22 protein-coding genes are annotated in these 26,308 nt (G+C 64.0%); 14 read left to right on the top strand and 8 right to left on the bottom strand.

All coding sequences use genetic code 11. From position 1 onward, the window contains the following. Positions 1-174 precede the first annotated feature (174 nt). Positions 175-594, top strand: coding sequence for a DUF488 domain-containing protein (locus tag PSEST_RS03860; RefSeq protein ID WP_015275727.1), 420 nt, complete (start codon positions 175-177; stop codon positions 592-594). Here PSEST_RS03860 and PSEST_RS03855 read toward each other — a convergent pair. Together PSEST_RS03855 and PSEST_RS03850 are read right to left on the bottom strand one after the other, a co-directional pair. Then, complete coding sequence (locus PSEST_RS03855; protein ID WP_015275726.1) at positions 578-1,576, bottom strand: TRAP transporter substrate-binding protein; 999 nt, start codon at positions 1,574-1,576, stop codon at positions 578-580. The two genes, PSEST_RS03860 and PSEST_RS03855, sit on opposite strands and share 17 nt — an antisense overlap. A 363-nt stretch (positions 1,577-1,939) precedes the next feature. Further along, positions 1,940-2,935: a TRAP transporter substrate-binding protein gene (locus tag PSEST_RS03850; protein WP_041756892.1), complete on the bottom strand. Its 996-nt coding sequence runs from the start codon at positions 2,933-2,935 to the stop codon at positions 1,940-1,942. 354 nt (positions 2,936-3,289) lie between these two features. Here PSEST_RS03850 and PSEST_RS03845 point away from each other — a divergent pair, with 354 nt between their 5' ends. From PSEST_RS03845 to PSEST_RS03835, 3 genes are all read left to right on the top strand, one after another. Further along, complete coding sequence (locus PSEST_RS03845; RefSeq protein WP_015275724.1) at positions 3,290-4,237, top strand: NAD(P)/FAD-dependent oxidoreductase; 948 nt, start codon at positions 3,290-3,292, stop codon at positions 4,235-4,237. Between the two features lie 108 nt (positions 4,238-4,345). Continuing rightward, positions 4,346-5,722, top strand: a complete 1,377-nt coding sequence (locus PSEST_RS03840) for an L-serine ammonia-lyase (protein ID WP_015275723.1) — start codon at positions 4,346-4,348, stop codon at positions 5,720-5,722. 126 nt (positions 5,723-5,848) lie between these two features. After that, positions 5,849-10,021: a CheR family methyltransferase gene (locus tag PSEST_RS03835; RefSeq protein ID WP_015275722.1), complete on the top strand. Its 4,173-nt coding sequence runs from the start codon at positions 5,849-5,851 to the stop codon at positions 10,019-10,021. Positions 10,022-10,128: 107 nt separating this feature from the next. Here the strand turns inward: PSEST_RS03835 and PSEST_RS03830 are convergent, their stop codons facing one another. Next, on the bottom strand, positions 10,129-11,688 hold the full coding sequence (locus PSEST_RS03830; protein WP_015275721.1) for a sigma-54-dependent phenylalanine hydroxylase transcriptional regulator PhhR: 1,560 nt from the start codon (positions 11,686-11,688) through the stop codon (positions 10,129-10,131). A 250-nt stretch (positions 11,689-11,938) separates the two neighbouring features. Between PSEST_RS03830 and phhA the strand changes: the two genes are divergently transcribed. From phhA to cynS, 5 genes are all read left to right on the top strand, one after another. Further along, entirely contained in the window at positions 11,939-12,724 is a 786-nt protein-coding gene (gene phhA / locus PSEST_RS03825; RefSeq protein WP_015275720.1) for a phenylalanine 4-monooxygenase, read from the top strand. A gap of 227 nt (positions 12,725-12,951) precedes the next feature. Further along, a complete protein-coding gene (locus PSEST_RS03820; RefSeq protein WP_011914586.1) occupies positions 12,952-13,308 on the top strand; it encodes a 4a-hydroxytetrahydrobiopterin dehydratase in 357 nt (118 codons plus the stop codon). Continuing rightward, positions 13,308-14,504, top strand: a complete 1,197-nt coding sequence (locus PSEST_RS03815) for an amino acid aminotransferase (RefSeq protein ID WP_015275719.1) — start codon at positions 13,308-13,310, stop codon at positions 14,502-14,504. The genes PSEST_RS03820 and PSEST_RS03815 overlap by 1 nt, the downstream gene beginning before the upstream one ends. Positions 14,505-14,699: 195 nt before the next feature. After that, the gene (locus tag PSEST_RS03810; protein WP_015275718.1) at positions 14,700-15,461 is read left to right on the top strand and encodes a phytanoyl-CoA dioxygenase family protein; all 762 of its coding nucleotides are present in this window, start codon (positions 14,700-14,702) and stop codon (positions 15,459-15,461) included. Between the two features lie 84 nt (positions 15,462-15,545). Beyond that, the gene (gene cynS / locus PSEST_RS03805) at positions 15,546-15,995 is read left to right on the top strand and encodes a cyanase (RefSeq protein ID WP_015275717.1); all 450 of its coding nucleotides are present in this window, start codon (positions 15,546-15,548) and stop codon (positions 15,993-15,995) included. 4 nt (positions 15,996-15,999) lie between these two features. On the opposite strand, the gene PSEST_RS03800 is transcribed toward cynS, so the two are convergent. Together PSEST_RS03800 and PSEST_RS03795 are read right to left on the bottom strand one after the other, a co-directional pair. Then, entirely contained in the window at positions 16,000-16,554 is a 555-nt protein-coding gene (locus PSEST_RS03800) for an ankyrin repeat domain-containing protein (RefSeq protein ID WP_015275716.1), read from the bottom strand. A 64-nt stretch (positions 16,555-16,618) separates the two neighbouring features. After that, complete coding sequence (locus PSEST_RS03795) at positions 16,619-18,157, bottom strand: catalase (protein ID WP_015275715.1); 1,539 nt, start codon at positions 18,155-18,157, stop codon at positions 16,619-16,621. A 290-nt stretch (positions 18,158-18,447) separates the two neighbouring features. Here PSEST_RS03795 and codB point away from each other — a divergent pair, with 290 nt between their 5' ends. Next, complete coding sequence (gene codB / locus PSEST_RS03790; protein WP_015275714.1) at positions 18,448-19,725, top strand: cytosine permease; 1,278 nt, start codon at positions 18,448-18,450, stop codon at positions 19,723-19,725. Between the two features lie 13 nt (positions 19,726-19,738). Then, on the top strand, positions 19,739-20,974 hold the full coding sequence (gene codA / locus PSEST_RS03785; RefSeq protein ID WP_015275713.1) for a cytosine deaminase: 1,236 nt from the start codon (positions 19,739-19,741) through the stop codon (positions 20,972-20,974). Here the strand turns inward: codA and PSEST_RS03780 are convergent. Then, positions 20,968-21,654, bottom strand: coding sequence for a c-type cytochrome (locus tag PSEST_RS03780; protein WP_015275712.1), 687 nt, complete (start codon positions 21,652-21,654; stop codon positions 20,968-20,970). The two genes, codA and PSEST_RS03780, sit on opposite strands and share 7 nt — an antisense overlap. A gap of 339 nt (positions 21,655-21,993) precedes the next feature. Between PSEST_RS03780 and PSEST_RS03775 the strand changes: the two genes are divergently transcribed. Both PSEST_RS03775 and PSEST_RS03770 read left to right on the top strand, forming a co-directional pair. Further along, on the top strand, positions 21,994-22,497 hold the full coding sequence (locus tag PSEST_RS03775) for an acyl-CoA thioesterase (RefSeq protein WP_015275711.1): 504 nt from the start codon (positions 21,994-21,996) through the stop codon (positions 22,495-22,497). A 118-nt stretch (positions 22,498-22,615) separates the two neighbouring features. Beyond that, positions 22,616-22,960: a zinc ribbon domain-containing protein YjdM gene (locus PSEST_RS03770; protein ID WP_015275710.1), complete on the top strand. Its 345-nt coding sequence runs from the start codon at positions 22,616-22,618 to the stop codon at positions 22,958-22,960. A 47-nt stretch (positions 22,961-23,007) separates the two neighbouring features. Here the strand turns inward: PSEST_RS03770 and PSEST_RS03765 are convergent, their stop codons facing one another. After that, positions 23,008-23,736: a DUF1294 domain-containing protein gene (locus tag PSEST_RS03765; RefSeq protein WP_015275709.1), complete on the bottom strand. Its 729-nt coding sequence runs from the start codon at positions 23,734-23,736 to the stop codon at positions 23,008-23,010. Between the two features lie 135 nt (positions 23,737-23,871). On the opposite strand from PSEST_RS03765, the gene PSEST_RS03760 reads away from it, so the two are divergent. Next, a complete protein-coding gene (locus PSEST_RS03760) occupies positions 23,872-24,699 on the top strand; it encodes an NYN domain-containing protein (protein WP_015275708.1) in 828 nt (275 codons plus the stop codon). A gap of 3 nt (positions 24,700-24,702) precedes the next feature. Here PSEST_RS03760 and PSEST_RS03755 read toward each other — a convergent pair whose 3' ends face one another. Next, positions 24,703-26,064, bottom strand: a complete 1,362-nt coding sequence (locus PSEST_RS03755; protein ID WP_080602194.1) for a diguanylate cyclase domain-containing protein — start codon at positions 26,062-26,064, stop codon at positions 24,703-24,705. Between the last annotated feature and the right edge of the window lie 244 nt (positions 26,065-26,308).

Genomic DNA, 26,308 nt, shown 5'->3' with positions numbered 1-26,308 from the left:
CTACAGGAAACGTGCCGTTCGGATAGGCCAATGAAATCAAGGTGATATCAAAGTACAGGGTAAACAGAACCCTGTGCGCCGTGGTTCTTTATACACCCTACAAAGTGATATACACCCTAACCACTGCGGCATCTTCACCTAAGCTGTTCATCACGAACGAAGGGGTGCCACACGATGATCCGCTGTAAACGCGCCTACCTGCCTGCCGACCCAGAGGATGGGCAACGTGTGCTGGTCGATCGGCTGTGGCCACGCGGCCTCCGCAAGGACAACCTGGCGCTGCACGCGTGGTTAGCGGACCTCGCGCCATCGGTCGAGCTGCGCAAGGCGTTCAAGGGCGGCGCGATGCAGTTCGACGAGTTCAGCCGGCGCTACCGCGGCGAGCTGGCGGCACATCCCGAGCACTGGTGGCCTCTGCTGGAGCTCGCCGAGCGGGGCACGCTGACGCTGGTATATGCCGCGCGCGACGAACAGCAGAACAATGCGCGAGTGCTGGCCGAATGGCTGGAACAGGAGGGGGAGCGGTTTGAACGCCCCAGCTCGCCGGCCTACATGGCCGGCGAGCTGCGCCGTCGTCTCAGCGACGACGATTGACCGTCATCGCAGCGCGGATCAGATCGGCGCCGATGTCCGCTTCGTAGGTTTTCCAGACCGGCAGCATCTGCTCGCGCCAGGCCTGGCGCTCCTCAGGTGTAAGGGTGATCAGTTGGCTGCTGCCGCTGGCAAGAATGCGCTCGCGATCGCGCCGGTTCACCGCTGCGGCCTCACGGTTCACCGCCTGGGTCACTTCAAGGATGATGCCTTCCAGCTCGGAGCGCACGGCGAACGGCATGCTCAGCCAGAAATCGTTGTTGGTGATCAGCATGTAGTCGAGCACGCCATGGTTGCTCTCGGTGATGTACGGCTGAACGCTGTGCATGTTCTGGCTGAGGATGTTCGACCAGGGATTCTCCGCGCCCTGCACCACACCACCCTTGAGCGACTCGTAGACCTTGGCGAATGGCAGCACGACGGACTTGGCACCGACCGCCGCGAACTGCGCCTCGAGCACGGGCGACGGCTGGATGCGGAAGGCCAGGCCGTTGGCATCGCTCGGCTTGCGCAGCGGTGTCGTAGCGGAAAGCTGCTTCAGACCATTGTTCCAGTAGGCAAGTCCGTAGACGCCGTGATCGGCCATCGAGCGCAGCAGCTGACGCGCCGCCTCGCGCTTCTGGAAACGCTGCAGCGCCTCGGCGTCGTCAAACAGGAATGGCAGGTCGAAGACCTGCAGCTTCTTGGTGTAAGGCGCGAACTTCGACATCGAGGGCGCCAGCAACTGGACCTTGTTGTCGAACAGCGCCTGCATCTCCTCCGCATCGCCGACCAGTGTCGAGTTCGGGTAGACCTCGACCTTCACCTTGCCGGCCATGCGCTGCTCGACCAGCTGTTTGAGCAGCAGCGCGCCCTTGCCCTTGGGCGTGTCATCCGCCACCACGTGGGCGAACTTGATGACGATCGGCTCGGCCTCGGCAGCCATGGCCGGGGCACTGAACCAATACAGCGCTGCAACCAGCGCAGCGACACAAGACTTGTACATCTGACCCCCAATGGGAAATGCCCGAAGGCGCCTCGTGAGCACCGTTCGAGTGGTTAGTCGAAATGAATAAAGGTCCGGCTCACACGTCGCGCAGCCGGTCTTTTCTGAGGTAGCCCGATCGACGCGCTTGCGGCAGTCGTCGCTGGCCTTTATTGGAATGCAGCTGCGACAACACGGCGTGAGGGCCGTCCGCAGCTAGTACGAAAGTCTTAGTGAACGCCGCGGATGGCACAAGGCCAGAAAGTGCGACCAGCTCTCGAAACAGCGTTTTGCTCGCACGGGCAGCCGCTGCGACGAGCCTGGCAAGGCCCGTCGCAGAGCGCTCCGATGACAGATCCGGAGGCAGGGCCGGAGTCGGCAGCCTCAACGGCGGTTGACGGCCAGCGCGGCGCGCATGATGTCCGCGCCAATGTGCGCTTCGAACGACTTCCACACCGGCTGCATCTTCACGCGCCAGGCCTGGCGCTGCGCCGGGGTCAGCGTGACCAGTGTGGTATTGCCGCTGGCGAGAATCTGCTCACGCTCACGCTGATTGATGGCCGCAGCCTCGGCATTCACCGTCTGGGTCACTTCAAGCACGATGTTTTCCAGCTCCGAACGTACGGCAAAGGGGATGCTCGTCCAGAACTCGGAGTTGGTCACCAGCATGTAGTTGAGTACACCGTGATTGGTTTCGGTGACATAGCTCTGCTTGAGCCCGGCGTTCTGGCCACGGATGTTCGACCACGGACCCTCGGTACCCTGCACCGTACCGCTCTGCATGGCCTTGGACACCTCCGAGAACGGCAGCCGCACAGCCTTCGCGTCGACCGCAGCGAACTGCGCCTCGAGCACCGGCGAGGGCTGGATGCGGAACGCCAGCCCCGCCGCATCGGCCGGGGTTTGCAGCGGCTGGTTGGCCGACAGCTGCTTGAGACCGTTATTCCAGTAGGCCAGCCCATAAATGCCACGCCCAGCCATCGAACGCAGCAGGTCCCGGCTTGCTTCGCGCTTCTGGAAGCGTGCAACCGCCGCATCGTCATCGAACAGGAACGGCAGGTCGAACACTTCCAGCTTCGGCGAGTACTCGATGAACTTGGACAGCGACGGCGCCAGCATCTGCACCTTGTTGTCCAGCAAGGCCTGCATCTCGTCAGCGTCGCCGACCAGTGTCGAGTTCGGATACACCTCGACATCCACCTTGCCAGCCAGGCGCTCGCGCACCAGCGTCTGGAACAACAGTGCGCCCTTGCCCTTGGGGGTGTCGTCCCCCACCACGTGGGCGAACTTGATGACGATGGGTTCTGCGGCCTGCGCAATCAGCGGAGAAAGGGTGAGAACCAGCGCCGCGAACGGCGCAACAACCAGAGACTTGAACACGTTTACCCCCACGGGAAATAGGCTCGGCACGGCGCCTCGTGAGCTCCGTTCGAGTGGTGTTTGCGATTCGATGTGGTTCAGCCGTCACCTGGTGAGGCGTGGCCGACGTTTGTAGCGAGGCGACCAGTGCACCGCGAGTGAGGTCGCAGGCTGGTCTTTATTGGAATGGCGATGACCGATCAGTACGGGTTGGATCCGCCTGGTCACCGAGCCGCGCAGTGTTGGCTATCGAAGGCTCTGGCACAAGGGCTGAAGCTCCGACCAGCTCGCAAAACTGAACATTGCATCCATCGGCTAGGCCGAACTTCTCGCCGGCACCGCCTTCTACTGGCTACCACAGCCCCGGGCCATGTGATGACTACCGACCAAGCGAACCCATCCACAACAGTGACCGATTGCCTGATCGTCGGCGGCGGACCCGCCGGCCTGACCGCGGCACTGTACCTGGCGCGCTTCCGGCGCAGCTGCCTGGTCGTGGATGCCGGCTCGAGCCGGGCTTCGTGGATACCGCGCTCACGCAATTACCCGGGCTTCCCGCCGGGCATCAACGGCAACGACCTGCTGGCGCGCTTGCGCGAGCAGGCCAGCGGTTACGGGGCGCGCCTGGAACACGGCCGCGTGGAGCATATCGAGCCGCATACCGAGGGCTTCAGCGTGCGTTACGGTGAAAACGTCTGCGTCACACGGCGGATCATTCTGGCTACCGGCATCGAGGACAGTCTGCCGGACATGCCTGACATCGAAACGGCGATCGCTGAGGGCAAGGTCCGGCTCTGCGCGATCTGCGATGGCTATGAAGTCGACGGTGACAACGTCGCCGTGTATGGCGAAGCGGAGAATGCCATCAGCCACGCGGTGTTCCTGCGCACCTTCACCGACCGGGTCACCGTGGTGGTGCACGGCGAGCAGGACGCCTGCGATCAGGCTATCGCCCTGGCCGAGCATTACGCCATCCGCGTGATCAGCGACCGCGTCGAGTCACTGCACCCCTGCGAGACCGGCATCGAACTGCTGACCTGGCGCGGCGAGCGGCACCACTTCGACATCATCTATCCCAGCCTCGGCGCACGCTTTCGCTCCGAACTTGCCGTGCAGCTTGGCCTCGACTGCGACGAGTGCGGCGGGGTGAACGTCGACGAGCACCGCCAGACATCGCTGCGCGGGCTGTACGCCATCGGTGACGTGACCATGGGTCTGAAGCAGATCAGTGTCGCCATCGGCCAGGCTGCCCAGGCGGCGACCGCCGTGCATAACAGCCTGGAAGCCAACCCCTGGGGTGGTTCGACAGTGGCCGGCAGATAGGCCTGGCGCAAAGACACTCGGCCGATCGTCACTGCCGCCGCGTGCGATCAACATTCGCCAGCGCCTGAAGGGCTAGGCTTATACGAGCCCTTATCCCCGGAGCACCTCATGTCACTCAGCGTCTTCGACCTGTTCAAGATCGGTATCGGCCCGTCCAGTTCACACACGGTGGGGCCGATGCGGGCAGCCCTGCTGTTTGCCGAGGGGCTGCGGCAGGACCAACTGTTGGCTACCACCGACCATCTGAAGGTCGAGCTGTATGGCTCCCTCGGTGCCACCGGCAAGGGCCACGGCAGTGACAAGGCAGTGCTGCTCGGTCTCGAAGGCGAGCGGCCGGAACGCGTGGATACGACGAACATTCCTCAGCGCATGGCGGCGATACGTGAGACCTGCGCGCTGCGTCTGCTGGGCGAAAAGTCCATTCGCTTCGATGTCGGCCATGATCTGCAATTCATCCGCAAGCCGCTGGCCTTCCACCCCAACGGCATGGTCTTCCGCGCGTTCGATGCGGCCGGGCTGCAAGTGCGCAGCCGCGAGTACTACTCGGTAGGCGGTGGGTTCGTCATCGATGAAAACGCCACCGGCAACGACCGCATCGTCGAGGACGCGACGCCGCTGCCCTACCCCTTCCACAGCGCTGCACAGCTGCTTGCCCACTGCACGGCGCACAGCCTGACCATCAGCGAGCTGATGCTCGCCAACGAAACGGTCTGGCGTCCACAAGGCGAAACCCGCGCAGGACTGCTGCGCATCTGGCAGGTGATGCAGGACTGCGTGGAGGCCGGCTGCCGTACCGAAGGCGTGATGCCCGGCGGGCTCAAGGTGCGCCGGCGCGCGGCGGGCCTGTACCGCCAGCTCAGCGAGCACCCGGAGGCCAACCTGCGCGATGCGCTCAACGTGCTCGACTGGGTGGATCTCTATGCGCTGGCGGTCAACGAGGAGAACGCCAGCGGCGGCCGCGTGGTCACGGCCCCGACCAACGGCGCGGCGGGCATCATTCCGGCGCTGCTGCATTACTACATGCGCTTCGTGCCGGGTGCCGACGAGGACGGCGTGGTGCGCTTCCTGCTCACCGCCGCCGCCATCGGCATGCTCTACAAGGAGAACGCCTCGATCTCCGGCGCCGAGGTCGGCTGCCAGGGCGAAGTCGGCGTGGCCTGCTCGATGGGGGCAGGCGCGTTGTGCGAGGTGCTCGGCGGCACACCACAGCAAGTGGAAAACGCCGCCGAGATCGGCATGGAGCACAACCTCGGCCTGACCTGCGATCCAGTCGGCGGGCTGGTGCAGGTGCCCTGCATCGAGCGCAACGCCATGGGCGCGGTGAAGGCCATCAACGCCGCACGCATGGCCCTGCGTGGCGACGGCAGCCACTTCATCTCGCTGGACAAGGTGATCCGCACCATGCGCCAGACCGGCGCCGACATGAAGAGCAAGTACAAGGAGACCGCTCGCGGCGGGCTGGCGGTGAACATCATCGAGTGCTGAACATCGGCCAGGCAGTAATTGACGGCGCAAACCCCTATCATCGGTTCGGCGGTGCCGCAGGCCAGGTGGACATTCTCTGACTGCTGCCCCTTCCAGCGCCGCGGAAACGCCAGAACAGAGGAACCGATGAGCACCAGCCCCGAGCCAGCCACGCCCAAGAACGACACCCTGACCCGCAGCACGCTGCAGTTTCCAGTGGTCGGGATCGGCGCTTCCGCGGGCGGCCTCAAGGCACTGATGAGTCTGTTCGAACACATGCCAGCCGATTGCGGCATGGCCTTCGTGGTGATCATGCACCTCTCGCCCAATCACGAGAGCAATGTCGACAGGATCCTGCAGAACCTCACCCGCATGCCGGTGCTGCAAGTGCGCGGGCCGGTGGCTATCGAGCGCAACCACATCTACGTGATTCCGCCGGCGATGGATCTGTCAATGAACGACGGCTATCTGCGCCTGCTCGCCCCGACCCGCGAACGCGGGCCCCAGGTCGCGATCGATCTGTTCTTTCGGGCCCTCGCCGATGCGCACCATAGCCATGCGCTGGGCATCGTACTCTCCGGCAGTGGCTCGGATGGCTCGGTCGGTCTGGCCCGCATCAAGGAACAGGGCGGCGTGACCCTGGCGCAGGCCCCTGCGGACGCAGAGTTCGACTCGATGCCGCGCAGCGCCATCGAAACCGGCATGGTCGACATCGTGCTGCCGGTGGCGGAAATGCCGCAGAAACTGATCGAGTTGTGCCGCAACATGCAGGCATTGCTGGCGCGCCACGAGCCGAGCCTGTCCAGCGGCGATACCGAACAGGCGGGCGCGGAGCAGGCCGAGGTGGAATACGCCGACGCACATATCCAGTCCAAACCCAACGAACTGGCGCTGCGCGAGATCCTCGCCGCGCTGCGCACGCGCACCGGCCATGACTTCCGGCATTACAAGCAGGCAACCGTGCTGCGGCGAATCGAACGACGCATGCAGGTCAACGCACTGCCCGACATGCCGAGCTATGCGCGCTACCTGCAGGGCCGTCCGGAGGAGACACCGGAACTGCTTGCCGACATGCTGATCGGCGTGACCAATTTCTTCCGCGACCGGGACGCCTTCGAAGCACTGGAGCGCGACATCATCCCGGCGCTGCTGGAGCAGAAGGCCGGCACCGATGACAAGACCTTGCGCGTCTGGTCGGCGGCCTGTTCGACCGGGGAGGAAGCCTATTCACTGGGCATGCTGCTGGCCGACCAGGCCGCAATCACCGGCGCGGGCAGCGAGCTGAAACTGCAGGTGTTCGCCACCGATATCGACGACCGCGCTCTGGAAACCGCGCGCAACGGTGCCTATCCGGAAGCCATCCTGACCGACGTGTCGCCGACCCGACTGCGGCAGTATTTCGTAAAGGACCAGAATCAGTTCCGCCTGCACAAGGAGCTGCGCGAGCGAATCCTGTTCGCCCGCCACAACATCCTGCGCGACCCGCCGTTCTCGCGACTGGACCTGATCTCCTGCCGCAACCTGATGATCTACCTGGACAAGGACATCCAGATCGAAGTGCTGCGCATGTTCCACTTCGCCCTCAATCCTGGCGGCTACCTGTTCCTTGGCAACTCTGAAACCGCCGACGCCTGCGCCCAGCTGTTCACGCCGGTGGATAAAAAGAACCGCATCTATCGCGCCAGGGAAGTGGGTGCATCGCTGCGTCGGCCTCCGGTAGGGCCTTTCCAGGGCTTCTCGTTTTCCGCCCCCACTCAACCACCGTTCAGCGAGCCGAGCCGACGCAGCAAGAAGTTCTCCTTTGCCGACGTGCACCAGCGGGCGCTTGAGCAGTACGCACCACCCAGCGTCATCGTCAATCAGGAAGCCGAGATCGTGCACATGTCCGATAAGGCGGGCAACTTCCTGCGCTATGTCGGCGGCGAGCCTTCGCTGAACCTGACCACGCTGGTCCATCCACAACTGCGCCTGGAACTGCGTACCGCGCTGTATCAGGCAACGCATACGGGCAAGAGCGTGGAAGCGCGCCGGGTGCGCCTTGAGCGCGACGGTCGCAGCTTCTACGTGAACATGGTGGTGCGGCCGTTCCGTGACAACGAGGCCGGTAACGAGTACGTGCTGGTCATCTTCGATGAGGTCGAAGCCTGCATGGATACCGGGGCCAGCGATGGAGCGGAAGCCAAGGACAGCGTACTGACCCAGCTGGAGACCGAACTGCAGCAGACCAAAGAGCAGTTGCAGATCACCATGGAGCACTCGGAGACCTCCACCGAGGAGTTGCGCGCCTCCAACGAGGAACTGCAAGCGATCAACGAGGAGCTGCGCTCGGCCACCGAGGAGCTGGAAACCAGCAAGGAAGAGCTGCAGTCGATCAACGAGGAACTGACCACGGTCAACTTCGAGCTCAAAACGAAGGTCGACGAAACCAGCAAGATCAACGACGACCTGCAGAACCTGATCTCCTCGACCGACATCGCCACTCTGTTCGTCGACCGCAAGCTGCGTATCAAATGGTTCACCCCGCGCACGCGCGATATCTTCAATGTGATCGGCAACGACGCCGGGCGCTCGCTGCTGGATATCACCCATCGCCTCGACTATCCGCAGCTACACAAGGATGCGGCCCAGGCCTTCGAAGAATTGCATCTGGTGGAGCGCGAAGTCAGCAACCGCGAGCGCGATCACTGGTATCTGGCGCGCTTCCTGCCGTACCGCACCCTCGATGACCGTATTCAGGGTGCGGTGCTGACCTTCATCGACATCACCGATCGACGCCGCGCCGAAGAGCGGCTCGAAGCCGGCGAAGCGCACATGCGGCGGCTCGCGCAGAGCACCAAGGGCTACGCCATCATCACCTTGGACGTCGACGGCATCATCACCACGTGGAACCGCGGCGCGCAGACCTTGTTCGGCTACGACGAGCAGGAAGCCATCGGTCAGTGCATCGATATGCTCTATACCGAACAGGACCGCCAGGCCGGCGTGCCGGAAACCGAACGCAAACATGCCCTGGAGCATGGGCAAGCCTCTGACGAACGCTGGCATCTTCGCCGTGACGGCAGCCAGCGCTTCTTCAGCGGCCTGGTCAATCCGCTGGTAGACAGTGAAGGCAAGGTCATCGGCCTGGCGAAGATCGCCCGCGACCTGACCGAGGAGCGCAAGCAAAGCTCCGAACAGCAGAACGAATTGGAAACGATCCAGGCGGCAAACCTGCAGAAGGACCAGTTCTTCGCGGTACTCTCCCACGAGCTCAAGCACCCGCTGAATCTTATCCAGCTCAACACCGACCTGCTTGCGCGCTCGCCGGCTGCAAAGACATCGCCAAGCCTGCGCAAAGCTACGCAGGCCATCCAGAACGCCGTGCGCAGCCAATCACGCATCATCGACGACCTGATGGACGTCTCACGCATCCGCACCGGCAAGCTCAAGCTGCATTTCGCCACGCTGCGCTATCAGGACGTGCTGCGTGGCATCGAGGCGGTGTTTGAACCACTGGCCCAGGCCGAGAACGTGGTGTTCGAAGCCTTCAAGCCGGACGAGCCGATCTACATCCAGGCGGATCCGACGCGGCTGGATCAGATCATCTGGAACCTGCTGAACAATGCCTGGAAGTTCACCAAGGGCGGCGAGCGCATCTGCATGCAGCTCAAGCGCGACGGTGACCAGGCGCGGCTGGATGTCATCGATACCGGCCAAGGCATCTCGGCAGACTTCCTGCCCAAGGTGTTCGACATGTTCGGCCAGGCGGAAATGCACCATGCCCAGCGCACCAAGCACGGGCTGGGTATCGGCCTGGCGCTGGTCAAGCAACTGGTCGAAGCGCACAACGGCCATATCGAGGCCTACTCAGAAGGCATCGGCCGCGGCGCGCGCTTCAGTGTCTGGCTGCCGATTCACCTGCAGACCGAAATGGAACTCAACGAGCTGCAGAACGGCGCTGAGCTGGGCGGCCTGACCGGCATCAGGATCCTGCTGGTGGACGACTCACCGGACATTCTGGAAACCATGTGCGAACTGCTGGAAAGCGAAGGCGCCAACGTCACCACCGCCGACGGCGGCGCGCAAGGCATCGAACTGGCCGAGCAGACCCCGTTCGATGTGATCGTTTCCGACATCGGCATGCCGGACACCGACGGCCACAAGATGATGTCCATCATCCGCAACCATGGCGCCAACATGCACACACCGAGCATCGCACTGACCGGCTACGGCACGCTGAGCGACGTGGAAAAAGCCAGGGCCGCCGGTTTCACCCTGCACCTGCGCAAACCCATCGACCTGCAGGCGCTGATCGATGCCGTGACCCAGGCCGTGCGCTGATCCCACTGGCCAGCAGCAGGGGTTGGCTAATCGCTCCCGCGCTTCCGCAAAGCGTGGGAGCGATCGACCCTGGGGCAGCCACGCGTGCCGCTCGCGGGCGAATGGCCTCAGCCGTCCGCCTTGCCCAGCCCATGCTCGCGCAACTTGTTGGCGATGGTGGTGTGCGAAACGCCGAGCCGCTTGCCCAGCTGACGGCTGCTCGGGAACTGTTTGTGCAGCCCTTCCAGCACGGCCTTCTCGAAGCGCCCGACGATGCTCGCCAGATCGCCCTCCAGAGAGAAATCACCCAGCGGCTGCGCCGCGCCGTAGCCCGGCAGGCGGATATGCTCGGGCTTGATGGTGCCGCCTTCGCACAGCGAAACCGCCTGGAACAGGGTGTTCTCCAGCTGCCGCACGTTGCCCGGCCAGTGATAGCCGGCCAGGCGCTCCAGCGCCTGCGGCGAGAGCGTCGGCAGCGGACAGCCGATCTGCCGGCTGGCCTGATCGATGAAGTGCAGCGCCAGCGGCTGCAGGCCGTCGAGGCAGTCGCGCAGCGGCGGGATATGCAGCGACAGCACGTTGAGGCGGTGATACAGATCCTGGCGAAACTGACCGTTGGCGCAGAGTTCGGACAGGTCGAGCTGGGTCGCGCAGATCACCCGCACATCCAGATAGACCTCCTCGTCGCTGCCGACCCGACGAAAACCGCCATCCTGCAGGAAGCGCAGCAGCTTGGCCTGCAGTCGTGGGCTCATCTCGCCGACGCCATCGAGAAACAGCGTGCCGCCGGCGGTCAGTTCCAGGAGACCGAGCTTGCCTTCCGGCCGCGCACCCTCGAAAGCGCCGGGGCCGTAGCCGAACAGCTCGGTCTCGGCCATGGATTCGGGCAGGCCGGCGCAGTTGAGTGCCATGAACGGCGACTGCCCGCGCGGGCTGGACAGGTGACAGGCGCGCGCCAAGAGCTCCTTGCCGGTGCCGGTCTCGCCTTCGATCAGCAGCGGCGCATCCAGTGGCGCCATGCGCCGTGCCTCGCGTACCACCGCGGCCATCACCTTCGAGCTCTGGAAGATGCTGTCGAAGCCGCGCAGCTCCTGTTTGCGCACCTGGTAAATGCGTTCACCGACCCGGTCGGCGCGATGCAGGGTCAGTACCGCGCCCGCCAGCGCCTCGCTGTCGTCGTGTTCGGATTGCAGCGGGGCGATGTCGGCGAGAAACACGTCGCCCTTGATCTTCACCCGCAGGCCGTTGATCCGCGCCTTGTTGGCGCGCACCAGCTCGGGCAGGTCAAAGTCCTCGGCATAGCGCGACAGGCTCATGCCCGGCACCTCGTCGACACGCACGCCGAGCAACTGCGCGGCGGCACGGTTGGCGGCAACGATGGCACCGCTCATATCGATGGAGAGCACGGGAAATTCCAGCGCGCCGAGCAGTGCATTGAGTTCCAGGGAATGCCGCTCGCTGGGCATCAGGCTGACCTTGCGCAACTCGAACACGCCCGGCAACGCCTCGATCTTCGGCCGCAGCGCCTGCAGTTGCAGGTTCATCAGGTTGGGACAATGCAGGTAGATGGCGTTGCCCTGCTCGCCGCCAACTTCACCGCGGGCGACGTTGATGCCGTAGTCCACCAGCAGATTGAGCATGTCGCGCAGGATGCCGACGCGGTTCTGGCAGAGAATCTTGATACGCATGGCGAGGCCCTGTTGTTTTGTTGTGGGGCTGACGACGCTTCATTCGAGCGCCGCAAATTTCCGTCAAGATTATTTGCCAGATAACACACTTGGCAATGCCGCCGATCCGGCGATCGGCAATAACGTCACGCTTTCCTTACAGCACAGATCGCGCACACTGCGACATTCCGCCACAGCGGGACTCCACGACGGTACGTGTTCGGGTTCGAATGAGGGCAACAACAAAATGCCCAAGCGGCCAGGAGTAGCGATGAAGACCACCCACTACGTAGCCCGCGAACCGGACGCGCAGGGGCACATTCATTACCCCGACGCCGAACACGCGGTGTGGCAGACGCTGGTCGAGCGGCAACTGAAGCTGCTCGAAGGACGCGCCTGCCAGGAATACCTCGACGGCCTCGACCAGCTCGCCCTGCCCCACGAGCGCATCCCGCAGCTCGGCGAGATCAACCGCGTGCTGGAGGCAACCACCGGTTGGCAGGTCGAGCGCGTACCGGCGCTGATCCCCTTCCAGCGCTTCTTCGAGCTGCTGGCGAGCAAGCGCTTCCCGGTCGCGACCTTTATTCGCACCCCGCAAGAACTGGACTACCTGCAGGAGCCGGACATCTTTCACGAGATCTTCGGTCACTGCCCGCTGCTGACCAACCCGTGGTTCGCCGAATTCACCCACACCTACGGCCAGCTCGGCTTGAAAGCCAGCAAGGAGGAACGGGTCTATCTAGCGCGGCTGTACTGGATGACCGTCGAGTTCGGCCTGGTGGATACCCCGGCCGGGCTGCGCATCTACGGCGGCGGCATCCTCTCTTCGCCGAAGGAAACGCTCTACAGCCTGTCCGACGAGCCGGAGCGGCAGCCGTTCGATGCCATGGAAGCCATGCGCACGCCTTATCGCATCGACATCCTGCAGCCGCTGTACTTCGTCCTGCCGGACCTCAAGCAGCTGTTCGACCTGGCCCAGCAGGACATCATGGCCATGGTGCGCGAGGCCATGCGCCTGGGCCTGCACCAGCCGAAGTTTCCGCCCAAGGCGGCGTAGGCTGGACAACGCCGCAGGCCGGTTCACGCGTTTCGCAAGACACCGTTCGGCCTACAGGCCAAGCGTGCTGGTCGAAGCCGACGCTGACCTACACCCCAGCGGAAGGAACCTGGCCGCGAATCCTCTTGCCTTGTAGGGTGGATAACGCCGAAGGCTTATCCACGCGGCCAGTACGACCCGTCCATCTCACCTACGCTTTCCAACCATCAAACAAAAGGACCACCACCATGACCGCCCTTGCCCAAGCCCAATGCGAAGCCTGCCGCGCCGATGCGCCCAAGGTGTCCGATGAAGAACTGGCCGAGCTGATCCGCGAAATCCCCGACTGGAACATCGAAGTGCGCGGCGACCACATGGAGCTGGAGCGTGTCTTCCTGTTCCGCAACTTCCGCCACGCCCTGGCCTTCACCAATGCGGTCGGCGCCATCGCCGAGGAGGTCGGCCACCATCCCGCCCTGCTCACCGAGTGGGGCAAGGTCACCGTGACCTGGTGGAGCCACGAGATGCGCGGCCTGCACCGCAACGACTTCATCATGGCCGCACGCACCGACCAGCTCGCCGCCAGCGCGGAGGGCCGCAAGTAATGCATTTCGGTCAGATTCCCCGCGTGCCCGGCGACCCCATCCTCGGCCTGATGGACCTGTATCGCGCCGATCCCAACCCGGCCAAGCTCGACCTGGGCGTCGGCGTCTACAAGGACGCCCAGGGCCTGACGCCGATCCCGCGTGCGGTGAAACTGGCCGAGCAGCGCCTGGTCGACGGTGAGCAGAGCAAGAGCTACATCGGCGGCCACGGCGACGCCCAGTTCGGCGCCCTGCTGCTGCGCCAGGCGCTCGGCAGCCGCGCCATTGCCCTTGGCGAGCAGCGCGCCGGCTGCACCCAGGCACCGGGCGGCACTGGCGCGCTGCGGCTGGCCGGTGAGTTCATCGCCAAGTGCCTGCCGGGGCGCAGCATCTGGCTGAGCGACCCGACCTGGCCGATCCACGAAACCCTGTTCGCCGCCGCTGGCCTGCGCGTGCAGCACTACCCCTACGTCGGCGCCGACAACCGCCTCGATGTCGAAGGCATGCTCGCCGCATTGCAACAGGTGCCGCCCGGCGACGTGGTGCTGCTGCACGCCTGCTGCCACAACCCCACCGGCTTCGACCTGAATCACGACGACTGGCTGCGGGTGCTCGAGGTGGTGCGCGCACGCGAATTGCTGCCGCTATTCGACTTCGCCTATCAGGGCTTTGGCGACGGACTGGAAGAGGACGCCTGGGCGGTACGGCTGTTCGCCGAAACGCTGCCGGAAATGCTCATCACCACTTCCTGCTCGAAGAACTTCGGCCTGTACCGCGAGCGTACCGGCGCGCTGATCGCGGTCACCAGCGATGCCGAGCGCCTGCTCGACGTGCGCAGCCAGCTCGCGTCGCTGGCACGCAACCTCTGGTCGACGCCACCGGCCCACGGCGCCGCGGTGGTGGCGACGATCCTTGCCGACGAGCCGTTGCGGCAGATCTGGCAGGGCGAGGTCGAGCGCATGCGCCGACGCATCGCCAGCCTTCGTCAGGGGCTGGTCGAGGCGCTGATGCCATATGGGCTGGCCGAGCGCTTTGCGCATATCGCCCAGCAGCGCGGGATGTTCTCCTACACCGGCCTGACCGCCGAGCAGGTACGCCGGCTGCGTGCCGAAGATTCGGTGTATCTGGTGGAAAGCGGTCGGGCCAACGTCGCCGGACTGGATGCCGAGCGCCTGGATGCGCTGGCCAAGGCCATCGCACGGGTGGTTTCGAACTAGGCGAGGTGCGCGCCGGTGGCGCCGCTTCTGGCGACGCCGCCGGGTACGCCAGAGCGAGAGAGCAGAGGCGCGGCTCGTGACCACGCAACTGGCTGCCGCAGCAGCGCCGGCACAGTAGCGCCGCAAGCTTTCAGCCGGCTTTCAACGTGCGCCCACGCTGCCTATGCTGAGCGAAAGTCATCCGCCAGCGCCGCCATGCCTGAGTCCAGCGACCTCCAGCAACAGCTCGCCGCCCTGCACCAGCAGGGCTTTGTGCTGCTGCCTGCGGTGGTCGATCCGCCGACGATCACGGAATTGCGCGACGCCATCGACCGCCTCGAACCCATCCACTGGGATTACCAGGGACTGGTCGACGACCACTTCAAGTGCGTGTTCAACCGTTCGCCGTTCTGGCTGCGCTTTCTCGATCTGCCCGGGGTGATCGAACTGGCCGAGGCAGCGCTCGGCGCGGACTGCCATATCATCGGCCAGACCGCCTGGCGCAGCCGCCCGGGCTTTATCGGCGGCGAGCTGCATTCCGACCATCTGGCCATGGAGCTGCCGGAAAGCCTGCTCGCCGACCCCGCCTTCGAACTGCCGATGCAGATCTGCACCGCACACCTGTATCTGGACGACATCGACGCCGACCTCTGCCCGACGCTGGTGATCCCCGGCAGCCACCGCGCCGGGCGCAAGCCGCGCCCGAGCGAAACGCAATGGCACGGACGCGCCCCTGAGCCAGTACTGTGCAAGGCCGGCGACCTGCTGCTGTTTCGCAGCGACCTCTGGCACGCCGGCAGCCGCAACCGCACGGCCGAGCGCAGCCGCTACCTGCTACAGATCCACTACGGCCGGCGCATGGTCGCGCAGAAGTTCTCGCCCTACCTGCACTTCAGTTTCAATCCCGAGGTGCTGGCCGCCGCCACGCCGCGCCAGCGTCGCCTGCTCGGCGAGCACGAGGCAGCCGAATACGATTGAAACGCCTGGCACCGAACCTGCATCGACCGAGGCCCGCCGCGCCCGTGCGGCCATTCACTCGCATTCGCCAGATGAGGATTCGCCATGATCAGCAGTCGTGAACAGGTCACCCAGATGATCGTCTCCGCCAAGGTACGCAAGGGCCTGAAGTGGGCGCATGTCGCCGAAAGCATCGGCATGTCCAAGGAGTGGACCACCGCCGGTTGCCTCGGCCAGATGGCCTTCGACAAGGCCCAGGCCGAGACCCTGGGGCAGCTCTTCGAGCTCTCCGACGAGGCCGTCGCCTGGCTGCAGATCGCGCCCTACAAAGGCTCGCTGCCCACCGCAGTGCCGAGCGATCCGCTGATCTACCGCTGGTACGAGCTGGTCAACGTCTACGGCACCACCATCAAGGAGCTGATCCACGAGGAATTCGGTGACGGCATCATGAGCGCCATCGACTTCTCCATGGATATCCAGCGCCAGAGCGACCCCAAGGGCGATCGCGTCAGTGTGGTGCTGTCGGGCAAGTTCCTGCCCTACAAGAGCTACTGAGGGATCAGCGGGTGCGGATCTCGCCGCGCGCCAGGCTTTCCACGCTGTTACCCAGCGGGTCCGCCGCGCTCAGGTCCGCACCATGTTCGCGCAGCGTCTGGAGCAGTGCCTCGCGCTGGAACAGCGCGGCGTACATTGCCGGCGTCTGCCCGGCGTTGTTGCGCTGGTTGGGATCGCACTCGGTGGCCAGCAGCCGCTTGGCGATACCCAGCTCGCCTTTGAAGATCGCGCCGAGCAGCGCCGTATTGCCGCGCTTGTCTTCGGCGCAGGCATCGGCCCCGGCGGCGAGCAGACGCTCCACCGTGTCGCCATGGCCGTTGTAGGCCGCCAGGATGAGGGCGGTGTAGCCATTGCCATCGGCGCTGTTCAGGTCGTAACCGGCCCGGATGAATTCGTCGAGAATCTCGTTATCGCCGAAGCGCGCCGCATTGAAGAAATAGTCGCGCAACTGCTGTTTGACCGCCTCTGGCGTGTCGGCGGCATTCGTCAGCGGGCCATCAGCGGCCAGGGCGGCCCCGCTGCCCAACAGCAGCGCTGCCATCAGCAAAAGACCTTTCATATCTGCCTCCACGATAAAAAAGACCCGGGTCATCGCCCGACCCGGGTCAAAAGCAACCGTTTGCTTAGTCCTGCAGCTCGGCAGCCAGCGCCTTGACCCGCTTGAGGTCGGCCTTGGCGACCTTTGTCAGGCCCTCGCCGTAATTGACGTCAGCCTTGTAGAAGAACGACAGCAGGATGTGCCTGGCCTCGTCGTCCGCATTGGCCAGCTCGCCACCCAAGGTTTTGATCAGGTCGGTCTGCTCCTTCTTGCTGAACGAGCGATACAGATCGCCGGCCTGCTTGAAGTTCTGCTGACGCTGGATCGGTGCCTGCTGGGTGGTCCCGCTCAGCTCCAGTTTGCTGAGTACGGCGCGCGGGGTTTCCTCGCGGTTCTCACGGCGGCTCGGCTGGTAGTTGACGCTGGTGTTGGTGTGGCCGGGGTTCAGCTGACCGTCCTGATTGCCGTTGTTGGCCGCCACCTTCGGCCGATTGATCGGCAGGCTCATGCCATTGGCACCAACGCGGTACATCTGGGTGTCGGCATAGGAGAACAGACGGCCCTGCAGCAGACGGTCCTCGGACGGCTCGATACCCGGCACGAGATTGGCCGGCGCCATGGCGACCTGCTCGGTTTCCTGGAAGATGTTGTCCGGATTCCTGTTCAGCACCATCTGGCCGATCTTGCGCTCGGGCACGTCAGGCCAGATCTTGGTGGCATCCAGCGGATCGAATTCGAACTTGGCCAGATCCTCCGGCTTGAGCACCTGGATCATGAGGTCCCATTTGGGGTAGTCGCCGTTGTCGATGGCGGTGACCAGATCGCGGCTCAGGTGACTGTAGTCCTTGCCCTGCATCGCCTCGTTCTCTTTCGGGTCGAGGTTCTTCAGGCCCTGCTGGCTCTTCCAGCGGAATTTCACGTAGTGGGTTTCGCCCTGCTCGTTGACGAACTTGTAGGCGTGCACACCGTTGCCATCCATCATCCGGTAGCTGGCCGGGGTGCCCTGGTTGGAGTACAGCAGGGTCAGGGTGCGGGTCGACTCGGGGTGGTGCGAGAGGAAGTCGAAGCGGCGGCTGTCGTCATCCAGGTTGGTGCGCGGGTCCGGCTTGAAGGAGTGGACCATGTCCGGGAACTTGACCGCGTCGCGGATGAAGAAGGTCGGGAAGTTGTTGCCGACCAGGTCCCAGTTGCCGTCGGCGGTGTAGAACTTGGTGGCGAAGCCGCGCGGGTCGCGCAGCGTTTCCGGCGAGTGCAGGCCGTGCACCACGGTGGAGAAACGGACGAACACCGGCGTGCTGCTGCCCTTCTCGAAGACCTTGGCCAGGGTCAGGTCGGAGATGTCTTCGGTGGCGGTGAACTCGCCGTGGGCGCCGGTGCCACGGGCATGCACAACGCGCTCGGGGACACGCTCGCGACCGAAACGCTGCAGCTTCTGCAGTAATTGCACGTCCTGCAGCAGGGTCGGACCGTTGGGCCCGGCGGTCTGGGAATTCTGGTTGTTGCCGACCGGCGCGCCATTGTCGCGGGTCAGCGGGGCAGCATTGGCAGACAGCGCAAGGAGGCTCGCGGAAATAACACCGAGCGCAAAACGCGCTGGTGTGGAGCCGAAGGTCATACGGGACATGGGTGATTCCTCTTCGATTTTCTGATGCGCTTATGGCGCGTCGGAAAGCCTAAGAGGGGGGCCGAAGATGCCCCAATTGAATAAGCCGAACGTGGCGATAGAGAAAATGTCGCTCCGCTTGGCGGAACTTCGCGCTAGAGCGCAATCCCAGTGCACACGGATAGCTTGACGCACCGGGACGAATCACGCTGGCTGCAGCGTTATCGCCAGCGCGCCGAACTGGCCGATCGGTCAGCAAATGGCATGGCATCTGCACCGTGGGCTGCATTGACCTTGCGGAGCATCCACCGATGAAACAGCCCGTCGATACCGACTACCCCCTGAGCGAAGTGCCTGCCGGCGCGCGCAAGGGGCTGTGGTCCACTTCCATCCTGCTGTTCGGCTTCACCTTCTTCACCGCCACCATGTTCGCCGGCGGCAAGATCGGCCTGGCCTTCGACTTCAAGACCATGCTCTGGGCCGCGGTGATCGGCAACCTGCTGCTCGGCCTCTATGCCGCCGCGCTCGGGCTGATCGCCTGCCGCAGTGGGCTGAACTCGGTGCTGATGGGGCGCTTCTGCTTCGGCGAGGCCGGTAGCCGGCTTTCCGACTTCCTGCTCGGCTTCACCCAGATAGGCTGGTACGCCTGGGGCACGGCGACCATCGCCATCGTCCTGGTGCGCCTGCTGGCGTTGCCGGAAAGCTGGACGATGCCGTTGATGGTGCTGTTCGGCTTCGGCTTCTGCCTGACCGCCTTCGTCGGCTACAAGGGCCTCGACCTGCTCTCGCGTATCGCGGTGCCGGCGATGCTGATCCTATTGATCGCCTCGCTGTGGACCGCCACCCGCGACATTGGCGGGCTGGACGGCCTGCTAGCGGTGCAGCCGGGCGACAGCCTGACCCTCGGTATGGCCATCACCATGATCTTCGGCACCTTCGTCAGTGGGGCAACCCAGGCCACCAACTGGACGCGCTTCGCCCGCAGCAGCAAGGTGGCCGTATGGGCCAGTTTGATCGGCTTCTTCATCGGCAACGGCTTGATGATCGTCGCCGGCGCCTACGGAGCAATCGTCTACCAGCAGCCGGATATCGTCGAAGTGCTGGTGCTGCAGGGCCTGTCGATGGCCGCGGTGGTGATGCTTTTCCTCAACCTCTGGACCACCCAGGACAACACCATTTACAACTTTGCCGCCGCCGGCTGCAACCTGCTGCGCACCGAGCGTCGCCGCCTGGTGACCCTCGGCGGTGCCTTCGTCGGCACGCTGCTGGCGCTCGGCGGCATGTACGAACTGCTGATCCCCTTCCTGATCCTGCTCGGCTCGATCATCCCGCCCATCGGCGGCGTAATCATGGCGGACTATTTCTACCGCCATCGCGGGCACTATCCAAAGCTGGCCGAGGCGCGTCTGCCCAAATACAACAGCCTGGGCCTGGCGGCCTACGTGCTGGGCGCCGCCTGCGCCTATTTCTCGCCCTGGGTGGCGCCCATCGTCGGCATACTGGTGGCCGCCGCAGCCTATATTGTGCTGTACGAGGGCCAGCGCCTGGCCCTGTCGCGCACGGTGCTGACGCAAACCGACGCACGCTGATCAAGGAGCCACCATGAACATCCTCAACGCCCGCCTGCGCGGCCGCAGCGGCCTCTACCGCATCGAACTGGACGGCGCACGCATCGCTTCCATCAGCGCGCAGCAGGCGCCGGCCGAAGCCAACGAGGGCGATATCGACGCCGCCAGCAACCTGGTAGTACCGCCCTTCATCGAGCCGCACATCCACCTCGACGCCACCCTCACCGCCGGCCAGCCGGCCTGGAACATGAGCGGCACGCTGTTCGAGGGCATCGAGCGCTGGGGTGAGCGCAAGGCGCTGGTCACCCACGAGGACACCAAGGCGCGGGCGAAGAAGACCATCGACATGCTGGTCGACCACGGCATCCAGCATGTGCGCACCCACGTCGACGTCACCGACCCGACGCTGTCGGCGCTTAAATCGATGCTCGAGGTGCGCGAGGAAACCCGCCACCTGATCGACCTGCAGATCGTCGCCTTCCCGCAGGAGGGCATCGAGTCGTTCAAGGGCGGTCGCGAGCTGATGACCGAGGCGATCGCCATGGGCGCCGATGTGGTCGGCGGCATTCCGCATTTCGAGAACACCCGCGACCAGGGCGTCAGCTCGATCAAGTTCCTCATGGACCTGGCCGAGCGCACGGGCTGCCTGGTGGACGTGCACTGCGACGAAACCGACGACCCTCAGTCACGCTTTCTCGAAGTGCTCGCCGAGGAAGCGCGGGTGCGCGAGATAGGCGAGCGGGTCACCGCCAGCCACACCACGGCGATGGGCTCTTACGACAACGCCTACTGCTCCAAGCTGTTCCGCCTGCTCAAGCTATCGAAGATCAACTTCGTTTCCTGCCCGACCGAGAGCATCCACCTGCAGGGCCGCTTCGATACCTACCCGAAGCGCCGCGGTCTGACCCGTGTGGCCGAGATCGACCGCGCCGGAATGAACGTCTGCTTCGGCCAGGATTCCATCGTCGACCCCTGGTATCCGCTGGGCAACGGCAACATCCTGCGCATCCTCGAAGCCGGACTGCACATCTGCCACATGCTCGGCTACGAGGACCTGCAGCGCGGCCTGGACCTGATCACCGACAACAGCGCACGCACCCTGAACCTCGGCGAGCGCTACGGGCTGGAAGTGGGGCGCCCGGCCAATCTGCTGGTGTTGTCGGCGCCGGACGACTACGAGATGCTGCGCACCCAGGGCCATGCCCTGCTTTCGGTGCGCAATGGTGAGGTGCTGATGCGCCGCACACCGGCGCAGATCCAGCGTTACTGAGCGGCGGCAGTGGTCTTGCGCAGGCGGTTGATGTTGGCCATTTCCTCGGCCGGGGTCAGCTTGAGGTGCGACAGGTAGGCCGCCAGCGCCTCGACATCCGCTGCGGACAGGTGGCTGGCGACGCCAATCATCACCGAACCGGCACGGCTGGGGTCGTTCTCGCGGAAGCGCGTCAGCGCCTTGCGGATGTACTCGTCGGGCTGGCCGGCCAGCCGCGGCATGGTTTCCATGCCTTCGGCATGTGCACCGTGGCAGCCGGTACAGGTGGTCTTGAAGATCTTCTCGCCGCTTTTGTGCAACGCCAGGTTCGGTGCGCCCTCTGGCGGATTGACCTTCTGCTGGCTGAAGTACACCGCGATGTTCACCCGCTCCTCCATGCTGAGATTCTGCGCCAGCTTGGACATGACGAAATCGACGCGTTCGCCACTGGCGAACTTCTCGAAGGAGTGGAACAGGTACAGCGGATTCTGCCCGGCGAGATTGGGGATGTGCTTGCGCTTGCTGTTGCCGGTTTCGCCGTGGCAGTACGAGCAGAACACGGCGCGTTCCTGACCGGCCAGGCTGGCCTGCTCACGCCGCTGTTCATCGGCCATCAGATAGTTGAATCGCTCCATCGCCTCTTCGCTGGCATGGGCAAGCGGGACGAAGCAGGCGAGCAGAGCAAGAACAAGCGTGCGCATGAGGATCATCCGTGTCTGGAGTTGGCCAATGGAGCGTCGCGGGCGCCGACTATAGGAAGCGTGGCGGGGCAGGACCCCGGCACAAGTCAACAAAAGTGCTGCCTGATGAGCGCAACGCCGGACTTCCGTGATGAGCATCACAAAAGCCCGTCAGAGGCATTCTCGATACGATGATATTTGTGTCGTAGCACCGGCTTATTCAGCCAAATGACACAAGTGCGCGCCTTTGCCGCATTGACGATAGAAAATTTTGATGAAGCGCTTTGCTGGTTTCACCAGACAGACGGGAGGCATTCGACTAAAGTAGCAACCCTTGATCACCGAGGAGCCGTAACCCCCATGCTAGATGGACATGCAGAGCTGACCATGACCGTGCTGATGACGCCGGATAAAGCCAATTTTTCCGGCAACGTACATGGCGGCACGCTGCTCAAGTATCTCGACGAAGTCGCCTATGCCTGCGCCAGTCGCTACGCCGGGCAATATGTCGTTACCCTCTCGGTGGACCAGGTTGTGTTCCGCCAGCCGGTGCATGTCGGCGAACTGGTGACCTTCCTCGCCTCGGTCAACTACACCGGCACCACATCGATGGAGATCGGCATCAAGGTCGTCACCGAAGACATTCGCGAGAAGACCGTGCGCCATACCAACAGCTGCTTCTTCACCATGGTCGCCCTCGGCGAAGACGGCAAACCGGTGCCAGTGCCGCCGCTGAACCCGAAAACTGCCGAGCAGCAGCGTCGTTTCGCCCAGGCCTACCAGCGCCGCGAAATCCGCCGCGAACTGGAACATCGCTACAGCGAGCTGCGCGCTGGCAACGAGCGCCTCACCGCCGTGAAGTAAGCGCTACTCCGTGAACCACGTGGAATCTGGCCAGCCTGGATTCCACGCCGGCCCCAAATTTGTAACAAAACCTTATACAATGCACGGCTTTCCGCAATTTCCCATTGAAGGACCTGCCGTGAGCACCTTGCCGCCCTGCCCCAAATGCAACTCCGAATACACCTACGAGGACGGCCAGATGCTGGTCTGCCCCGAGTGCGCCCATGAGTGGTCCGCCAGCGAAAGCGCCGCGGCCGCTGGCGAGAACGACAAGGTGATCAAGGATGCCGTGGGCAACACCCTGCAGGACGGCGACACGGTCAGCGTGATCAAGGACCTCAAGGTCAAGGGCTCGTCGCTGGTGGTCAAGGTCGGCACCAAGGTGAAGAACATCCGCCTGTGCGATGGCGACCACGATATCGATTGCAAGATCGACGGCATCGGCGCGATGAAGCTCAAGTCCGAGTTCGTCAAGAAGGTCTGAGCCGAGATGCTCGTTCGAAAGCCCGGCATTTGCCGGGCTTTCGCGTTTCAGAGCAGCCGCAGCAGCCAGTCCAGGCGCTCGCGGGTAAAACCACTGCCGATGAACAGCAGATCGATCCAGAACGCCTGGTGCAGCACCACGATCAGCCAGAACGCCAGCTGATAGCTCAGTTTGCGGGTCTTGTGGCGAAAGACCTGCTGCGCCACCAGCGCGCCCGGCCAGCCGCCCGCCAGCTCGAAGAAATGCAGCGTGGTTTCCGGCGTGCGCCAGCGATCCTTCAGCGCGCTGTGCTTGTCGCGCCAGTAGAGAAAGAAGGTCAGCAGGCTGGCGACGGCATAGACCGCCAGCGGCAGCGCCGTGCCCAACCGGTAAAGGCTACCCGCCAGCGGCAGCAGGCACAGCAGCGCGAACAGCACCAGCTTGAGCGGAAGCTGCTGAATGTTACCGGCGACCAGCTGACGCGCAGGCTTTCCAGCGGCTCGCCCGGACGCGCGTGGGCGAGCCTGCTGCTCGGTGCTCTGCCGCGGGCTGCCCGGGCGCTGGCGAATCGAAGGCTGGTCCAGCGTCATTGGCGCATCCAGCCGCAGATGCTCGGCGCGTAGTCGTCCCTGTGGATCGCGCCCGGCCACATACAGCACCCGATCGCCCACCAGCGGCCGCCGTTCGCCATGCACCGCCGAGATATGCGCAAACACATCCTCACCGCCCTGCTCGGGGCGAATGAAGCCAAAGCCCTTCTGGTCGTTCCAGCTTTTCAGCGTGCCGCGCTGTTCCATGCCGTCAATCCCTGTGTTCAAAGGCGCGAATGCTAACCGAGCCCGCCGCGTTCGGCATGCCTGACCGAAAGCCGCTATGGCCAGGGCACGGCTGTCGGCGTTATGGTCGGACGATCTCACGTCCAGGGAAGAAGCATGGCCAGCAAGCCCAGCAGTTCGAACAAGCAGAAGCACCTCGCGGTTCTGATCGATGCCGACAACGCGCCCGCCGCCATCGTCGAGGGGCTGTTCGAGGAGATCGCCAAGTATGGCGTCGCCAGCGTCAAGCGCATCTACGGCGACTGGACCAAACCCAACCTGGGCAGCTGGAAGAAGGTCCTGCTCGACTATTCGATCCAGCCAATCCAGCAGTTCGCCTATACCTCGGGCAAGAACGCCACCGACAGCTCGCTGATCATCGATGCCATGGATTTGCTCTACACCCGACGCTTCGACGGTTTCTGCCTGGTTTCCAGTGACAGCGACTTCACCCGCCTGGCGGCGCGCATCCGCGAGGAAGGCCTGACGGTGTACGGCTTCGGCGAGCAGAAGACGCCCTCGCCGTTCGTCTCGGCCTGCGACAAGTTCATCTACACCGAGATCCTGCGCGCCGATGCACCGAAGGCCGTCGAAGCCCCCTCGCCGGAGAAGCTTGTCGCTGCAGCTCAGGTCGAGGAAGCCAGTAGCAAGCCCGTGCGCACCAGCGACAAGGGTGATGCGATCAACTGCCAGCAGGTGCCGGTGGACTTCATTGCCAAGGTGCTCGACGACCTGTCCGAAGAAGATGACTGGATCCAGCTCGGCACGCTCGGACAGAACATCAGCAAGCTGCGTCCCGCCTTCGATCCACGGTTGTACGGCTGCAAGAAGCTCAGCGAGCTGATCGCCAACCAGCCCAAGCGCTTCGACCTGGAGTCCCGTGGCAGCAGCGCCACGGGTGGCAAGGATCTCTACGTCAGGCTGCGCAAGCCCGGCAAGCACTGAGCATCACGCCTCACCCTGCTCGGCGGGCACATCCAGACAGACCCGGTCGCGCCCGCCACGCTTGGCCCGATACAGCGCGGCATCGGCACGCCGCAGCAGGCTGTCGGTGGTGTCCGCCGGGATCAGCTCGGCCACCCCGGCGCTGAGGCTCTGGCGCTGACCGGTGCTGAAGGGAAACGCCCGCACCTGCTCACAGATACGCTCGGCAAACACCTCGGCCTGCAGTCCGTTGGTTTCCGGACACAGCACGAGAAACTCCTCGCCGCCCCAACGCCCTACCGCATCGGTGCCGCGCAGACAGCTCTGCAGCAGCCCGGCGATTTCGCGCAGCACGCGGTCGCCCATCTGGTGACCGAATTCATCGTTGATGCGTTTGAAATGGTCGATATCCAGCATGACGATCGACAGGGGCCGGTGATACCGCCGGGCCTGCTCCAACGCCACCGCGAAGCGCCCGTCGAGTGCCGAACGATTGGCCAGGCCGGTCAGCGAGTCGGTCTGCGACTTGATCTGCAGCTGCTCGTTGAGCCGGCGCAGGCGCCCGATCCAGAACAGGCTGGTCAGCAATACCACCGAGAACACCACCACCATCTGCACGACCAGCCGATAGTCCGTCGCCGTCTCGACGCGAATCGGCACGTGACGGTTGGCGATCTGATTGAGCTCCACTGGCGTGACCGTCGCGATGGCCTTGTCGAGAATGTCGCGTAGCAGCGGTTCGCTGTTCAGCACGCCGATACGAAACTGGTTGTCGAAGCCGCTGACCTGGCCGGCGATCTTGAGATTCAACCAGCCGTCGTGACGAATGGTGTAGGCCGCCACGGTCAGCGAGCGGATGGTCAGATCGGCCTTGCCTTCGCTGACCATCATCAGCGCCTGAGCATCGGTTTCGCTGCGAATGATGCGCAGCTGAGGGAAATCGTGTCGGATGTGCTCCTCCACCGACGTGCCGGAAGGCAACGCCACGCTTGCGCCGGTGAGCGCCGACAGATTCACCACATGGGGGTGTTCGTCGCGGGCGATGAGTACGTTGGCATCGGTGAACAGCGGCCGGGTGAAGATCAGCCAGGCATCCCGCTCGGGCGTCTGATTGAGAAAGCTGAGCAACTGGCAACGTCCAGCTTTGGACGCGGCCACCGATGCATCCCAGTCCCGGGTAGGCACTATCTGCAGCGGCAGGCCCGCCCGCTCGGCGACCAGGCGCAACAGGTCCGCTGCAATACCTTCGTGCTCACCGCGCGCATTGAGCATCTCGAACGGCAGCCAGTCGGGATCGACGCACACGCTGACCGAATCCCGCTCGGCCAACCAGGCACGCTCCGCCGCACTCAGTTCCAGAGTCGCATCGGCTGCAGCGACAGCCATGCCGCCGTAGAGCACAAGCAACCCGATGAACAGAGACCTAGCCACGTGAGCCACTCCCGAACAGCACCGCACAACATCGGCTGTACCAGCAGTTCAACACGCCGGAAACGGCACGGCAAGGCGAAATACGGCAAAGTGCCATTAGGCGCCGAGCGACCGCTGCGACAGCGCCTCATCATTTGCAATCATTGATTCGTCCGGCCATCGAACCGACCGGCCTCGACTCCTTCTAAAGGTGACCGAA

It is taken from the genome of Stutzerimonas stutzeri RCH2 (genome assembly GCF_000327065.1).
GTDB lineage: Bacteria > Pseudomonadota > Gammaproteobacteria > Pseudomonadales > Pseudomonadaceae > Stutzerimonas > Stutzerimonas stutzeri_AE.
Note: the sequence above shows the minus strand (reverse complement) of the source record. Positions and strands in the feature narration are given on the sequence as shown.

What these genes read in the sequence shown, in the direction of transcription:
- PSEST_RS03860 (WP_015275727.1), top strand. Translation starts at nt 175, where the DNA reads ATGATCCGCTGTAAACGCGCCTACCTGCCTGCCGACCCAGAGGATGGG.
- PSEST_RS03855 (WP_015275726.1), bottom strand. Translation starts at nt 1,576, where the DNA reads ATGTACAAGTCTTGTGTCGCTGCGCTGGTTGCAGCGCTGTATTGGTTC.
- PSEST_RS03845 (WP_015275724.1), top strand. Translation starts at nt 3,290, where the DNA reads ATGACTACCGACCAAGCGAACCCATCCACAACAGTGACCGATTGCCTG.
- PSEST_RS03840 (WP_015275723.1), top strand. Translation starts at nt 4,346, where the DNA reads ATGTCACTCAGCGTCTTCGACCTGTTCAAGATCGGTATCGGCCCGTCC.
- PSEST_RS03835 (WP_015275722.1), top strand. Translation starts at nt 5,849, where the DNA reads ATGAGCACCAGCCCCGAGCCAGCCACGCCCAAGAACGACACCCTGACC.
- PSEST_RS03830 (WP_015275721.1), bottom strand. Translation starts at nt 11,688, where the DNA reads ATGCGTATCAAGATTCTCTGCCAGAACCGCGTCGGCATCCTGCGCGAC.
- phhA (WP_015275720.1), top strand. Translation starts at nt 11,939, where the DNA reads ATGAAGACCACCCACTACGTAGCCCGCGAACCGGACGCGCAGGGGCAC.
- PSEST_RS03820 (WP_011914586.1), top strand. Translation starts at nt 12,952, where the DNA reads ATGACCGCCCTTGCCCAAGCCCAATGCGAAGCCTGCCGCGCCGATGCG.
- PSEST_RS03815 (WP_015275719.1), top strand. Translation starts at nt 13,308, where the DNA reads ATGCATTTCGGTCAGATTCCCCGCGTGCCCGGCGACCCCATCCTCGGC.
- PSEST_RS03810 (WP_015275718.1), top strand. Translation starts at nt 14,700, where the DNA reads ATGCCTGAGTCCAGCGACCTCCAGCAACAGCTCGCCGCCCTGCACCAG.
- cynS (WP_015275717.1), top strand. Translation starts at nt 15,546, where the DNA reads ATGATCAGCAGTCGTGAACAGGTCACCCAGATGATCGTCTCCGCCAAG.
- PSEST_RS03800 (WP_015275716.1), bottom strand. Translation starts at nt 16,554, where the DNA reads ATGAAAGGTCTTTTGCTGATGGCAGCGCTGCTGTTGGGCAGCGGGGCC.
- PSEST_RS03795 (WP_015275715.1), bottom strand. Translation starts at nt 18,157, where the DNA reads ATGTCCCGTATGACCTTCGGCTCCACACCAGCGCGTTTTGCGCTCGGT.
- codB (WP_015275714.1), top strand. Translation starts at nt 18,448, where the DNA reads ATGAAACAGCCCGTCGATACCGACTACCCCCTGAGCGAAGTGCCTGCC.
- codA (WP_015275713.1), top strand. Translation starts at nt 19,739, where the DNA reads ATGAACATCCTCAACGCCCGCCTGCGCGGCCGCAGCGGCCTCTACCGC.
- PSEST_RS03780 (WP_015275712.1), bottom strand. Translation starts at nt 21,654, where the DNA reads ATGCGCACGCTTGTTCTTGCTCTGCTCGCCTGCTTCGTCCCGCTTGCC.
- PSEST_RS03775 (WP_015275711.1), top strand. Translation starts at nt 21,994, where the DNA reads ATGCTAGATGGACATGCAGAGCTGACCATGACCGTGCTGATGACGCCG.
- PSEST_RS03765 (WP_015275709.1), bottom strand. Translation starts at nt 23,736, where the DNA reads ATGGAACAGCGCGGCACGCTGAAAAGCTGGAACGACCAGAAGGGCTTT.
- PSEST_RS03760 (WP_015275708.1), top strand. Translation starts at nt 23,872, where the DNA reads ATGGCCAGCAAGCCCAGCAGTTCGAACAAGCAGAAGCACCTCGCGGTT.
- PSEST_RS03755 (WP_080602194.1), bottom strand. Translation starts at nt 26,064, where the DNA reads ATGGCTGTCGCTGCAGCCGATGCGACTCTGGAACTGAGTGCGGCGGAG.